The organism is Actinomadura sp. (genome assembly GCF_044508335.1).
GTDB lineage: Bacteria > Actinomycetota > Actinomycetes > Streptosporangiales > Streptosporangiaceae > Spirillospora.
The window spans coordinates 23,319-37,208 of sequence record NZ_JBIQHY010000029.1; the positions used below are offsets into that span (position 1 = coordinate 23,319).

Consider the following 13,890-nt stretch of genomic DNA (forward strand, 5'->3'; position numbering starts at 1 on the left):
ATGGCAACGCACGTCATCCCCGCACCCGCACCCGTCGCCACGACCGCCGCACCGTCCGGCACCGGAACTGGTGCCGCCCCCGCGCCACCGGCGCCGGTGACCGGGCTGAGCGGGGCGTGGCTGCGGCTGTCGGCCGCGTTCACCGAAGCCGTCACCGACCTGACCGACCGCGAAGACCTCACCGTGCAGTGCGCGCCCGGCCTCGGACGAGGCGCGCCGGGTTGTTTCGTCCCGACGCTGGCCACCATCGAGCTGGACGGCATCCACCTGCGGCAGGACCCGGGCACGTGTGACCCGGCATGGCCCGCCGACCGGGACCGCTACCCGGCCATGTGGGGCGTGCTCACCCACGAGGCCGCCCACGCCACCCACACCCGCTGGGCGGTACCGGACAGCGCGTCCGCCGCCGCAGCCGACGCCGCCCTCGCACTAGAAGAATCGCGGATCGAGGCGGCCCAGATCCGCCGTCGCCCCGTCGACCGCCGCTGGCTCCGCGCGTCCGCCACCAGCCTCATCCTGGCCGACTTCACCACCCCGCCCACCGGGGCAGCCACCAGCGGCCCCACCGGCGCGCCCGCGCCGTCCGGTGGCGCTGCGACCGGTGCGCCGAGCACCCCATCGGCCGCCCCGCCGGTCACGACACCGCACGCGGCGATGACGCCATGGAACGCCGGACGCGCCGCCGCGCTGATCCTGGCTCGCACCGACGCCGGAATCCTTGAAAAAGAAGAAACCAAGCCTCTGGCCCACGCCGTCCTCAACGTCCTCGGACCCAGCCGGTTGAGCGCACTGGCCGCGATGTGGCACCTCGCGCACGCCACCGGCGATGACGACGGCGACACCATGATGGACCTGGGGCGGCGCTGGTGCCGGATCCTGGGCGTCAACCCCGATCAGCCCGCCCCGCCCCCGCCGCCCGGAACGCCGGGCGCCTCGGGCGACCCGTCCCCGCTGGCCGAGGCGCTCGGCGCCACCATGGCCGCCGTCCATAATGCCGCCGCCACACCCGCCACCGGCTCACCCACCCCCGACCCGGCCGAGAAGCGGCGGCAAGAGAAAGACGCCAAGAACACGGCCGACCGCGCCGCACGCCGCGTGTTCGGCGCCAGCAGCACCGCCACCGCGCGGCGCGGCGCCACCCGCACCACCGGCACCCGCCCACCCAACCCAGGTGAGCAGGCCGCCGCCCGCCGTCTGGCCCGCCGGTTGCGCGCCGCCGCACACCGCGACCGCGTCACCACCACCCACACCTCACCCACCCCGCCCGGACGGCTGTCCATGCGCGGGGCGCTGGCCGCCGACGCCCAACGCGCCGCCGGAACCGTCCCGACCGCCGAACCGTTCACCCGCACCACCCGCCGCCACGTGCCCGCGCCGCCGCTGCGCATCGGCATCGCCTGCGACGTGTCCGGCTCCATGAACGCCCTGGCCGCCCCGGTCGCCTCCGCCGCCTGGATCATCGCCCGCGCCGCCGGACACATCCCCGATGCCCTAGCGGCAACCGTCATCTTCGGCGCCCGCGTCCGCCCCATCGTCCACCCCGGACACACCCCGAACACCGTGACCACGTTCGCCGCCCGAGACAACTACGAGAACTTCGTCCAGGCCGTCGACGCCCTCGACTCCGCCGTCGAACTGACCCGCCCCGGCGCCGCCCGCCTCCTGGTCATCGTCTCCGACGGCATCTTCAAAGACGACCAGCGCGAAGACGGACAGCAACGCCTTGACCGGCTCACCGCCGCCGGATGCGGCGTGCTGTGGCTATCGATGTCCCACCGCACCAGGGCCATGAACGGCGCCCACCTGGTCACTCTCGCCGACCCCGCCGCAGCCGCCGACGCCATCGGCGCCGCCGCTGTCCGCGCCCTACGCAGCGCCTGACCGCCCGCCGCCCGGTGCGCCCCACACACGGGGCGCACCGGGCCGTTACCGGCCCCTACCGGGCGGCACAGCGGCACCCGCCGCCCGCTACCGGGACGGTCCGGGACCATCCCGGCGGGTGGACAGCATCGGGTGCCGCAAGACCAAGGAAGTCCCCAACCACGGCAAGGAGAGACCGACCGTGAACTGCATGGAGTCCTACATTCGTGACCGCCATGACGGCGCCCACCAGCGACGTTGTGAGGCAGAGGCGAAGATGCTCGTCGCCCTCGACGAGACAGAAGACACCGCCACCGAGGTTGCTGCCGCCACCATCACCCGCGCCTCCGCGAGATGGTGTGACGAGCCGGTCACCGGCATCGACCATGAGGGCCTGGACCCTGTCCAGGCGCTGTGGCGCGCCCGCGGCACCGCCCGCCTGGACGCGTTCACCGTCCACGCGGACAGGATCGCCCGATGAGGCGCCGTCCGGCCAGCGACCGGATCTCGCGATCGTCCGCCGAGTCACTTCTCGGCCAGATCACTCTCCTGGGTGAGGCCCTGGAGCGCCTCGACCATGTCGACTCGGTTCAGAGAACAACGACCTTCGAGGAGGCGGTCACCGAGCTGACCGCGGTCGCCCGTGAAGTCGTCGCCATGGCCCACCCCGTACTCCAAGACGAGCAGGCCCTCGCCTCTGCTCTGCTGACCGCCGCCGATGCCCGAGGAGACATCCCGTCGGACTGCGGTGCCTGCGATGAGGTCGCTGACGGCCTTTGCGGCGACCACGCCGACGTCGTCGCCTCCGCCGCACCGTATGACGCGCTCGGTAACGCGCTCATCGGACATGGCTACGAACAACTCCGCACCGACCACCAGGCACTGGCCTACGGCGACCATCCCCGAACGCACCCCGCTGCCGCGACTGCGGCGAAGTGAACCGACCAAGGAGTTTCGATGCCCCGCACGATCAGAATCGATGATGAGGTCGCTGCCTTTCTGGAGCGCAGCAGGCGCGAAGGTGAGACTGTCGATCAGTTCCTGCGCCGCTGGCTCGGCCTCGACCCGGCCCCGGACCGCACCGGCCGGGGCGGTACCGGCTCGACGCTGACGGTCCCCCAGCGCGCCGTCCTGGACGTGCTGACCAGTACCGGCGCCGCGATGACCGCCGCCCAGATCACGGTGGCGGCGGCGATCAGCCCGGCCGCCACCGGCAAGGCACTGCGGTACCTGGAACAGGCAGGCAAGGTCCAACGTCACCACGTGCCCGGAAACGCCACCCTCCGCTGGCACTACCAATGGCGGATCACCACCGACCGAGCCCAGGGCGAGACCTGACCGGGCACCCGCCGAGGTCGGCCTCCGCTAAAGGGGAGACCGGCACCTTCCCCCGCCCCGTCCTGGGCACTGCTTCAGGACGGGGCGGTGGGCTGGGTGCCGATGATGATCTGTTTGACCTTGCGGCGATCTATGCCGTACTTCTCGGCCAGATACCGCTGAGAAACCGGTCGGCCGGGTCCGTTCAAACTCGCGCGGTACTCGGCCAGGACGGCCTGCTCGACAGGCTGTTCCAGCCTGGCGCCGTCCGGATGGGGCTGCTCCAGATTGGTGCGTTTCGGTTCCGGCACGCTCACCCGGCGGGGTGCCGCGCGGCGGGTGAGGGTCATCAGCAACTCGAACGAGCCGACCAACGCCAGGGCGGGCCAGGCGCTGACGAGAGCGCCGATGGGCCCGTGGGCGGCGCCGTGCGCCACGTTGGCGCCCACCGTGGCGCAGATGCCCGCAGCCAGGCTCCACCCGGCCAACGCCGGTACGGGGCGGTTGCGGCGGCTGGCGTCCAGGATCACCATCGACGCCGCCCAAATCAGGCCGTCCACGGTGAACGGAACCAGCCGCGCCGTCGCGCCGGTTTCACCGTGGGAGCGGACCAGGTCGAGCATGTGCGCGTAGGAGATGAGCGCGGCCACGGCAGCGACCGCCACCACCGCCAGCGCCGTGGTCACTCTGATCAGTCGATCGGTCACCGGCCGGCTCCGCTCGCCGGTGCCTCTGCTTTGCGGTGTGCGGTTGGGCGGGTGAAGCCGAGCAGCGTTGAGCGGCGGTAGGACTGAATCTGGACGACGGTGCCGGTGTGCGGTGCGGCGATCATCTTCCCGCTCCCGATGACCAGGCCGACGTGCCCGGGATTGCTGGTGGAGGTGCCAGGACCGGAGTTGAAGAACACCAGGTCGCCCGGCTGCTCACGCCCGGTGGGGACGCGGGGGCCGTGCCGCCACTGCGCACCGGACACGCGCGGGATGCTGAGACCGGCGGCGCGGTAGGCGGCATAGGTCAAGCCGGAACAGTCGAACGCACCCGGCCCCGTCGCGCCCCAAAGATACGGTTTGCCGAGTTGCGCACGGGCGAACGCAATCGCCTTCGCGGCAGCGTGACCGGGAGGCATCACGGCCGAGAAGGCGCCGACGCAGTCTGCTGGAGTCGCGCCGAGCTGAGCAGCTGTGCGTTGAGCGTAGGCGCGCGCTTGTCGGACGACCTTGTCCACGTAGGCGGCAGAGTGGTTGTACTGGAACAGTGCAGCCCGGAGGCGTTCGGGTGCGCCGCCGTGCTTGAGGTAGCGGGCGGCGGCCGGGATCGCATCGGCAGGGTCATAAACATCCCTGCGGCCGTCCCGGTCGCCGTCGACACCGAACACGGCCCAAGTGCCGGGCATGAACTGCATGGGACCGGCCGCTCCGGCATGGTTGCGGCCCGAGGAGATACCGGGACCGGGGCCCCTTCCATGGTCGGACTCGACCTTCCCGACCGCCGCCAGGACGTGCCACCCGATCCCGTACTCTTCTCCCGCTGCGCGGTAAAGCGTCAGATACGCAGGCGGGATATCGGCGGCGGAGCTACCGGGCTCAGGCTGGCAGACGGCCTCTCCGGAGCCGGGCATGACCGCGCCGATCACCGCGACGAGCACGGCCATCAGGACCAGGACGCCGACGGCTGCTGCGATGGCCAGCGGCATCAGGAGCCCGCCGAGTCGTGCGCTTGAGCGTCGTCGTGCTGGCGGACGGTGGCCCACAGGCGCGCGAGATCGCCGAGGCGGCGCCGAGGGCCGGTGGCGCCGGCGGGCTGCCACACCGGCCCGGCGGGCCCGTCGAATGAGCTGGCGGGCGTGTGTACGGCGGTGGCGACCGGAATCTCGGGTGTGCCGAGCAGGCGGCGGAGGTTGGCCTCGCGTTTGAATGAGGGCAGCCAGAACAGGACAGGTGTGGTGGTGCCGGTGGCTTCGGCGAGGTCGGCGTAGCCCCCGAGTTTGGCGGTGACCCGGGCGAGAGTTTCGGTGCCGGTGTCGTGTTCGAGGAAGAAGTCCAGCGTGGCCGCGGTGCCGTCGGCGCGGGGCTCGGTCCAGCGGCCGAAGGCGTCCGGCCGGGCCAAGTCCCCCCACAAGGCCGCACAGCGGTGCTCCGACCACCACTGCTCCACAGCGGCCCTTTGACGCCGGGCGTAAGCGTGCAGGGAGACGAAGAACTCGTTCACGCCGATCTGGTGGGCGAGGCGGGGTGAGACGGCGATGGCGGTGGCGGTGTCCTGCCGGTAGCCGAACTCGGCGAGGCTCTGGCCGTGCTGGACGGCCAGGACATGCGCGCCGACCGGGCCGAGGACCCAGTGCCATGGCTTGGAGCCGACGGGTGCCCAGGGACGGAATCGTAGAAGGGCGTGGTGGTTGTGCAGGTGGTTGAGACGCTGTCGGGCTCTTTCTGGGGTGGGGAAGAACAGTCGGGTGAGCTGGTCGGTGGTCAGGACGCGGTGCTCCCAGAGCAAGGCCAGCAGGTTCCGATCGCGGTCGGTGAGCCGGTAGGCCAGTTCCGCGAGGAGCTCGGGGGTGACTCGTGGGGCACGGTTCTGGGTTCCGCGTAGTCGGGTGCGGGTTGTGCGAGGCCGGGTCATCGCTGCTCTTCCTCTGCGGGCGGTGGGGCACCGGCGTTCACCGTGGTTGCCCGATCGGACCTTTCGGCGGGTGTGAGCGGTGAGGCCTCCAGGTCCCGCAGAGCGACCTCGGGGATCGAGCGTGCGGTGCGCTGGGTTGTGAAACGTTCGCGTGATGCGCTGCGGATTGCGGTTGCCCGTCCGGGGATTGAGGCGGGTAGTGGGCGGGTGCGGAAGGTGAAGGGCGGGGTGGGGGTGTTGCCGTCCATGAGGCGGGCGGCGGCTTGGTAGGCGCCCAGGTGGGACAGGTCGTGTGGGGCCAGGAGCGGTGCGGTGTGGCGGGCCAGGTCGGTGGCGTCTTCGGGTGAGGCGGCGAAGTAGATCTTGTTGCGGGCGTCGGCGGAGACGGCTTCGCGGAGGTCTTTGGGGAGTTGGGACAGGTGCTGGTGGGCCAGGGTGAGGCTGAAGCGGTAGGCGCGGGCTTCGGCGAGGATGTCGCTGATGGAGCCGGGCAGGTTGAGGAAGTTGTGGGCTTCGTCGATGTAGGCGGCCGCGTCCGGTCGGTCATGCTCGGTCTGGGTGGCGCGTGGGGTGATGGCCTGCCAGGTCTGCGCCAGCAGCAGTGACCCGAACAGGCGCACGGCGTCTTCTCCGAGCACGCCCTTGGGCAGGCGGGCGAGGATGAGGCCGCCGGAGGCGAGGGTGCCGGCGAGGTCGACGGTGGATGCGCCTCCGGACAGGGTGTCGCGGATGAAGGGGCGCAGCAGGACGGCGCGGAGTTTGTTCATGACGGGGCTGATCATTGAGGCGCGTGCGGCGGGGGTGAGTTCGTCGTAGGAGGCCCAGAACCCGCGGAGGAGTTCGTCGGTGACGCGTGCGGTGACGCGGGCGCGGTAGGCGGTGTCGATGAGGAGTTTGGGGATGTCGCCGAGGGTGGCGCGGGTGCCGTTGACGCGGGTCAGGGTGAGGCAGGCGGAGCGGAGCAGGTCGTCCAGGCGGGGTCCCCAGGCGGAGGTGAAGCAGCGGCGGAACGTGGTGACGATCGACTCGGCCGCAAAGGCCGCATCGTGCCCAGCGAGCACGTTGAGGCATGGTGGCCGGCCTGGCGCGGCGGGGTCGAACACGACGGTGTGGCCGATGGCGCGTCCGGGGAGGCGCTGCAGGACGTCGGCGACCAGGTCGCCTTTGGGGTCGATGACCAGCGCGCCGCGCCCGGCGGTGGCGTCGGAGAGGATGAGGTTGGCCAGGAAGGTGGACTTGCCGACGCCGGTCTGGCCCAGGACGTGCAGGTGCTGGCGGGCGCCTGCGACGGTGAGGCCGACCGGGCGCGGTGCGCCGGCTTCGGAGTCGCCCAGCACGCGGACGCCGGGGCCGGAGACGGGGATGGCGGGTGAGGGCGCGACGGGGCGGGCACCGGCGCGGGTGACGCCGGGTGCGGCCAGGTCGTAGGGCAGGTGCGCGATTGCGGCGAGTTCGGCGACCGACAGCAGGTAGCCGCGGTGCAGGCGCCGCTCGGCCAGCCGGGTGACGGGGTGGTGGAGTCGGCGGCGGCGCAGGTATTGGTGGCCGGAGGTGAACAGCGCGAAGGTCGAGGCGGTTTCGTGGGCGTGTGCGCGCAACCACCCGGCGGTGACTTGGTCGGGGTGGCGGCTGGCCACGCCGTAGCGGATCTGGACCTCAAAGCGCGGCTGGGCGGCTTTGCCGAGGATGGCGCGGACCTGTTCGGCGCGCTCAGGATGCTGGCGGGTGAGTTCGCTCGGGTGGTGGTGCCCCGACATGCCGGGGGTGACCAGGTCGAACAGGAAGCTTTGGGGTGCGGTGGAGCGGCCTCCGCGCAGTGCTGACGCCGCCCGGTGTGCCTTGGTGAGGCGGCGTCCGGTGGCGGGGCGGGCGAGGATCTGCACGGCGAGGTGTTCGCCTTCGGCGAGGCCGGAGGCGGTGCCGAGCAGTCCGCGCAGGGGGTCGGTGTCGTGGTCGCTGGTGAGCGGGAAGTGTTCGGGGCGGGCCAGGACCAGCCGCCCGCCCGCCGCCCGGTACTCCTGGTCGAGCGGGAGTGGTGGTGTGGCTGGGTGGGTGGTGAGGGTGGCGCCGGGCCAGGACGCCCGGATGGTCTTCTCGACTATTCCAGGCGGGATGGTTCCGGGGACCCAGATGTGGAAGTGGATTCCGTTGTGGTCGGCGTGGTACTCGAACGCCAGGTGCGGCTGCCCGAAGATCAGGCGTTTCCAGCGCGGGTGCGTGAGGCCGATGAGCCGAGCCCACCAGGCGGCGGCGGAGGCCGCTTCGACCTTCGGTGGCACCGCGACCTCGATCAGCCGGGCGCCGGGCTCGAGTCGGCTGTTGCGCCAGTCCCACAACACCCACCGCGCGCTCGCCCAGGCAGCGGCAGCGCCAAGGACGCCCAGCGCGGCGACCGGCCCGTGATGGGTGGCCAGGTCGATCAGCTGGTGCGGAGCGTGGCCGAGGTCCGACAGGAGTTGGTCCAGATCCGTGCTGCTGATGGTGTTCTGGAGGTCAGTCGTGTGGGTCATCGCTGGTCGCTCTCCGTGTCCGAGGTTGCAGTGACGGCGTGCTGCTCGTGGCCGGCGAGTTCGGCGGGGTCGGTGGTGACGAGTCGGTGTTCGTGCTGGCTGGCGACGGCGGAGAACGCGGCCCGGTCTGATCCGGCGCCGGTTCCGCACAGCAGTCCTTGGCCGCGGTCGGCTGCGAGGAGGAAGGTCTTTTCGCCGTCGGTGAGGTCGAAGGCGTCGGTGATCTGGTCGATGGCCTGGGGTGCTTGGCGCAGCAGGATCTGGGTGGCGGAGTTGGCGATCACCGCCTGCCCGAGGTCGGTGGACAGCAGGTCGCCGGCGTCCTGGGTGACGACGGCGAGTCCGGCCCAGTGCTTGCGGGCGGACTTGGCCAGCCGGTACAGGAACCGGGCGCCCTCGTCTTCGCGCATGAGCGTCCAGGCCTCGTCGACCACGACCAGGCGGCGGCGCCGGTCGGCCGGGTTAGCGACAGTGCGCCAGATGGCGTCCAGGGCGAGCAGCATTCCGACGGTGCGGACCTCGTCGGGCAGGTCGCGCAGCGAGAAAACCACCAGGTGCCCGGTCGGGCGGGTGGTGGTCGGTCCGGCGAACAAGCCACGGTGGGAACCGGTCACATACGGCGCCAGCCGCGCCGACAGATCGGCCGCCGTACTCGCCTCCGGAGCCCCCGTTTGCGCGATCGTGTCGAGTTGGGTGGCCAGGTCGGCCAGGACGGGGGCGGGACGCGTCCAGGTGCGGGGGTCGGAGCCGATACCGCGCACCCGGTAGGTGGCCAGCACCGCGCGGTCCAGGACCGCCCGCGCCGCCGGTGTGAGCGGCTCGTCGAGCATCGCGCTGATGAGTGTCTGCAGGAACAGGGCACGGCGGATGAGGGTGTCTTCGCCTTGCCCTTCCGGTAGGTCGAAGGGGTTGAAGCAGACGCCGGGTGCGCCGAGCGCGATGTGGGTTCCGGCGACGTGGTCGCACAACCGCCGGTATTCGTCTTCGGGGTCGATGACGGCGACGTGGACGCCCTGGTAGAGCAGCCGGAGGGTTTCGAGTTTGGTGAAGTAGGACTTGCCGGCGCCCGAGCGGGCGAGGGTGACGGAGTTGTAGTTGTCCTGGGCGAACCGGTCCCACACCACCACCCCCGAGGAGTAGGCGTTCAGCCCGTACAGCACCGGCGTGTCACCCAGCACCGGCTGCAGGTCCGGCGAGGTGAACGGGAACGCGGCGGCGAGCGCAGCGGTGTCGAACACCCGCCGCGCCCCGATCGAGTCGGCTGCCAGCGGCAGAGTCGATGTCCAGCCTTGCAGGGCGCGGAACGTGGTCGGCTGGGCGTCCAGCAGCAGCGAGGCGGCCAGCGCCCGCACCCGCTGCACCTCACCCTCCAACACACCCGAGTCCGGGGCATGGACGGTCAGGTACAGGCCGACGCGGAACAGGCGGCCGTGCCCGCGGGCCAGCGAGGCGGCGAGTTCAGCGGCGTCGTCGGCTGCGGCCTCGGCGGCGAAGTCGGCCAGCCGCCCCCGCTGCGCGTCGGCGCGCGAGGCCGACTCCAGCCGGGCGAGCTGGCGGCGGAGCCGCTGCGCGGCAACCAGCGGCGGGATCGGGTCGATGTGAACGGAGACGTCGAGGCGGCCGGGGTAGGTGAGCAGCGCTTCCAGCCAGCCCGCGCCGACCTCCCGCGGGTACCCGGTCACCGCGAACGATGCGCACACCCCGCCGGGCAACTCCAGCGACCGGGCGCTGACGCGCAGCGCCGACGGCCCGAGCCCCAGGTCGGCCAGGCCGCCTTCATGACTGTCTTCTGCGAGTTCGTCGCCGGGAGCGCCGGGCTGGGCGGTCAGGCCGAGGGTGCGCGAAAGCGCACCAAGCGAAAGCCGCATTCAGTCCTCCTGCCGGTGAGTGATCACGTCATCGGGTGCCGCGTTATCCACAAGGCGGGGTTCGCCTGGGGATAGAGAGTCGGTCATGACGGCGGTGGCGCTCGCGGCGTCCAGGACCTCGGCGGGTATGGCGAGCGCGGCCAGGGCCTGCTCGGCCTCGGCGGCTCGGCGTAGGGCGACCGCAGCCGCGGTGTCGCGGCCCACTCGGTGGCGTTTGCGCTGCCGCCATGGCAGGGCGGGTGCCGGGGGCGAGGAGGGGACGTGCCCGGTGATGACGATGAGGACCTGCCGGATGAGCAGGTCGTGCTCGGCGCCGAGATCGGCCAGAAACGCGGCATGCTCGGACGCGGCTTGCTCCAGCGCGGGGTCGGGTAGTGCGGGGGCGTGCTGGGTGATGTGGTCGGCCAGTCCGGTCAGGTCGACCGGGCGGGCTTGGACCAGGAGTTGGACGGGGGTGTCCAGGGAGTTGAGCCAGCGGCCGAACACCGCCACCAGCCCGGCCTGCTCACCCGGTGTTCGCAATCCGAAGGTGAGGGTGCCGGCGCGGACGATGACGGCGACACCGCCCGAAGCCAGCTCCAGGACCCCGTCCTGGCGGACGGCGCGGACGGGCAGCCGCAGCGGTTCGGGGAGCCGTCCGCGCATCCGGCACCAGGCCGGTGGCGGATGCACCGGCCCGGCAGCCGTGACCCGTTCTTTCGTTCGTCGTAGGTGGCGCAGGGCGGCCAGGGCGGAGCGGTCGAGGTTCATGCCGTCGTGGCGTGCGACCGCCAGCACGACCCCGGCCGCCACGACCGGCACCAGCACCGCGACCAGGACCGGGATCGGCACCAGCGGCCCGAGGGTGAGCAAGAGCCACAAGCAGAGGGCGGCGGTGCCGGCCAGGATCGCCAGTTGCCGGGCGGTGAGGCCGTACAGGATCTTGTCCGGCTGGTCGACGTCGGCGGGGATCTTCACGCTCATCGGCGCCTCGGTGTGCTGGTGGCGGGGGCTCATCGGCGCCTCCTGGATTTGGGTGGGTCGATCCACAAGGTCAGCTGCCGTCGCGGGACGGGACGTCTGGGCATGCCGGGCAGCATCAGCTGCCCCGACCGCACCCGCGGCCGCCCACCCGCCGCCGCAGCGCCGCCGGGTGCGGGTGACCGCGGCGAGCGGGTCACCGGGATCGGCAACGCCAGCTGCGTCGGCCGCCGCGCGGTGGTCTTGCCGGCGGGGCCGGGTGCCGCCGAGATCGGCAATGTGAGCTGCCTCGGGCGGCGGCCGGTTTGGTGGTCGCGGTGGGGTTCGGGTGGCTGGCCTGGGGGCATCGGGAACGCTCCAGGAGGCATCGGGATCGCACCAGCGGGCAGCGCGAGCGGCGGATCAGACGGACCGGGCGACCCCAGCGCCACGGACGGTGTTCCAGGGGCTGCGAGGGCCGGGCGTGGCAGGCCGGGCATCGTCGGCACCGGCCGGAAGTACTGCCGAGGTGGCCGTGGAGACGCGAACGAAGACGGCGGAGGTGAGGGGGTCCAGGACTTGCCGGTGGGGACGCGGCGGCGCGTCAGGGCACCCAGACCGCGATAGAGGATGAGGCTTTTGACCATTCCGGTCAGCGCGCTGGGCTGAGCGGCGCGCCAGATGGTGCGGGCCACCCACGACGGGACACGGACCATGATCCACAGCAGGCACAGCGCCAGCAGCAGATCAATCCCAGCCCCCGAGGCGATCCCGGGAAACCCGCCGCCCGAGTCGCCGGGCTGCCCGTCGACATCGGAGAACAGCAGCCGGAACGCGGTCGCCAGGATCAGGGACTGGCACACCCCGATCGCCAGAACACCGGTGATGCTGCGCCACCACAACCGGGCCAGCCCGTCGGTGATCGGCAAGGCGTGGAACATCAGCGCCACGGGTGCCGCGGCGATCAGCACCATGGTCAAAGCGACCCGGATGATGTAGATGAACGCCAAGCACAACGCCAGCACCACCACACCCAGCCCGATGAAGATCGTGAACGGCTGATTGGGCACCAGGCTCGCGGCCAAGTAAGCGGTGATCGCCTCGGCGACCCGGCTCGGTTCCATCGCCTCGGCCCCGGCGCTGAGAAACGCCCCCGACAGGCCGTTGGCGAAGGTGATCGCGTACCCGATCAGGATGAGGCTCAGGTTGGAGCCCGCGAACGCACCCACCAGCCGCGCTACCAACTGCCCCGGCGTCAGCTCACTGCCCGGGAGCGAGTGCCCGGCGATCAGCAGCACACCACCCGCAGTGATGATCAGCACGTAGCAGGTGTTGGCGATGGTTTGCGACACACCCCACAGGTCCTTGGCGCGCACCATGCCGGGCGAGTCCAGCGGCGGGGTGCCCAGCACGGTCTGCGCCAGCAGGTCGCAGACCGGCTCGGCGGCGCTGGTCACCAGGTCCGCGAACCAGCCGTTCACCGCCTGCTTGGCCAAGCAGCCCATGTCCATGAACCCGCACCCCGCGCCCTCCGCGCCGCCATCGCCCGGAGTTTGCTCGCCCGGTGTCGCTGGAGCCGGTGAAGAGCCCGGGGCCGGTGACCGGGCCGGTTCACCAGGTTGCGACGGGAGCGGAGACTCAACCGGAGCGGATGGTTGCGGCGAAGACGGCGGCGGCGTAGTAGCGGGCGCCTGGGGTGACGGAGTCATCGCTGGCTGGGGTGCGGGATCGGCTGCACTCCAGACCGGTCCGGCCACCGCACCCAGCACCATGCTCGCCGTCAACATGACCAGCAGCGCCACCGCGATGGCGGACGCCACGGACCTACGCGGACGAGCGGGCGGGCACGTCGGGGCGGTCACGGTGCGCCGACGATGCCCTGGAGGATCTTGACCAGCAGCGGCGCCAGCACCGCGACCGAGTACCCGATAGCGGCGTACCGGAGGGTCTTCTTGGCCGCCTCGACCTCACCGGGGTCACCGCCGGCCAGCATGTAGCGGACCCCGCCGATCGTGGCGAACAACGTCGCCAACCCCACCAACAACCCCACGATCACATCCCGCAGGTTGTTGATCACCTCATCCAGCGAGGCGGCCGCGGCGAGGTTGGTGCTGGCTTCGGCGACACCGGGGACCAGCAGCGCGGTCATCACACACCCGACCGTCCACACTACCGACTCCGCCACCAGCCGCCGCCGCGACGGCCGTCGGCGCAGCGTTACACGGCGACCTGCGGATGGAACGGGCGCAGATGAGGTGGTGCCGGGCCGCACAAGGCGGCTGCTTCCACTGGGGTTTCGGGCAGGCCACTTTGAGGCGAGTTGATGGACGATTCGGTGTGAGTGTGTGCGGGTGCGCATGGCAGCGTCTCCGGAATGTGATCGACGGAAATCGGCTGCCAGCCGTGCGATCAGCGGGGAAACGGCGCGGCCCTCGGGCTGCGGGTGTCCTCCTGACGGGACATGCGAGACGGATGATTGCGGCGGGGACCGGGTTTCTGGCCGTCCGCTCAAGGGCCGCACCGTTCACCGGCGATCTCGACTGGCACCCATGAAGCACCGCCGAACAGGCCCCGATTCACCGTCTCCGCGGCATCCTTGACCAAGACTTGGGTAATCCAGTGGACGAGTCACCCCACCGTGAGCCGTAGCGAGCCCCGAGCCGATAAGCGTTTACGGCTTCTCAAGCCGTCCGCATGGGGATGAGCGCCCAGTCACGGGCCGCTCGGCTGTCCTTGACCAGATCATGACGCGGCCGATCGTGAAAACCGGGCCCTGC

General features: G+C 71.5%; 12 protein-coding genes. 4 read left to right on the plus strand and 8 right to left on the minus strand.

Translation table 11 applies throughout. From position 1 onward, the window contains the following. From ACIWVC_RS13400 to ACIWVC_RS13415, 4 genes are all read left to right on the plus strand, one after another. Positions 1-1,881 carry a hypothetical protein gene (locus tag ACIWVC_RS13400; RefSeq protein ID WP_396446854.1) on the plus strand — a complete coding sequence of 627 codons (1,881 nt, stop codon included), beginning with the start codon at positions 1-3 and terminating at the stop codon, positions 1,879-1,881. A 118-nt stretch (positions 1,882-1,999) separates the two neighbouring features. Next, a complete protein-coding gene (locus tag ACIWVC_RS13405) occupies positions 2,000-2,341 on the plus strand; it encodes a hypothetical protein (protein WP_396446853.1) in 342 nt (113 codons plus the stop codon). Beyond that, positions 2,338-2,799, plus strand: coding sequence for a hypothetical protein (locus ACIWVC_RS13410; protein ID WP_396446852.1), 462 nt, complete (start codon positions 2,338-2,340; stop codon positions 2,797-2,799). Before ACIWVC_RS13405 ends, ACIWVC_RS13410 begins: the two co-directional genes overlap by 4 nt. 18 nt (positions 2,800-2,817) lie before the next feature. After that, entirely contained in the window at positions 2,818-3,198 is a 381-nt protein-coding gene (locus ACIWVC_RS13415) for a hypothetical protein (RefSeq protein ID WP_396446851.1), read from the plus strand. A 74-nt stretch (positions 3,199-3,272) separates the two neighbouring features. Here ACIWVC_RS13415 and ACIWVC_RS13420 read toward each other — a convergent pair whose 3' ends face one another. The 8 genes from ACIWVC_RS13420 to ACIWVC_RS13455 form a co-directional block, all read right to left on the minus strand. Next, positions 3,273-3,884, minus strand: coding sequence for a DUF2637 domain-containing protein (locus ACIWVC_RS13420; protein ID WP_396446850.1), 612 nt, complete (start codon positions 3,882-3,884; stop codon positions 3,273-3,275). Continuing rightward, on the minus strand, positions 3,881-4,870 hold the full coding sequence (locus ACIWVC_RS13425) for an NlpC/P60 family protein (protein WP_396446849.1): 990 nt from the start codon (positions 4,868-4,870) through the stop codon (positions 3,881-3,883). The genes ACIWVC_RS13420 and ACIWVC_RS13425 overlap by 4 nt, the downstream gene beginning before the upstream one ends. Then, positions 4,870-5,796, minus strand: a complete 927-nt coding sequence (locus ACIWVC_RS13430; RefSeq protein ID WP_396446848.1) for a replication-relaxation family protein — start codon at positions 5,794-5,796, stop codon at positions 4,870-4,872. The genes ACIWVC_RS13425 and ACIWVC_RS13430 overlap by 1 nt, the downstream gene beginning before the upstream one ends. After that, positions 5,793-8,306, minus strand: coding sequence for a type IV secretory system conjugative DNA transfer family protein (locus ACIWVC_RS13435; RefSeq protein WP_396446847.1), 2,514 nt, complete (start codon positions 8,304-8,306; stop codon positions 5,793-5,795). The genes ACIWVC_RS13430 and ACIWVC_RS13435 overlap by 4 nt, the downstream gene beginning before the upstream one ends. Then, complete coding sequence (locus ACIWVC_RS13440; RefSeq protein WP_396446846.1) at positions 8,303-10,174, minus strand: VirB4 family type IV secretion system protein; 1,872 nt, start codon at positions 10,172-10,174, stop codon at positions 8,303-8,305. The genes ACIWVC_RS13435 and ACIWVC_RS13440 overlap by 4 nt, the downstream gene beginning before the upstream one ends. Continuing rightward, the gene (locus ACIWVC_RS13445) at positions 10,175-11,170 is read right to left on the minus strand and encodes a PrgI family protein (protein WP_396446845.1); all 996 of its coding nucleotides are present in this window, start codon (positions 11,168-11,170) and stop codon (positions 10,175-10,177) included. Continuing rightward, positions 11,167-12,624 carry a hypothetical protein gene (locus ACIWVC_RS13450; protein WP_396446844.1) on the minus strand — a complete coding sequence of 486 codons (1,458 nt, stop codon included), beginning with the start codon at positions 12,622-12,624 and terminating at the stop codon, positions 11,167-11,169. The genes ACIWVC_RS13445 and ACIWVC_RS13450 overlap by 4 nt, the downstream gene beginning before the upstream one ends. Positions 12,625-12,971: 347 nt before the next feature. Further along, on the minus strand, positions 12,972-13,262 hold the full coding sequence (locus tag ACIWVC_RS13455) for a pilin (protein ID WP_207933299.1): 291 nt from the start codon (positions 13,260-13,262) through the stop codon (positions 12,972-12,974). Between the last annotated feature and the right edge of the window lie 628 nt (positions 13,263-13,890).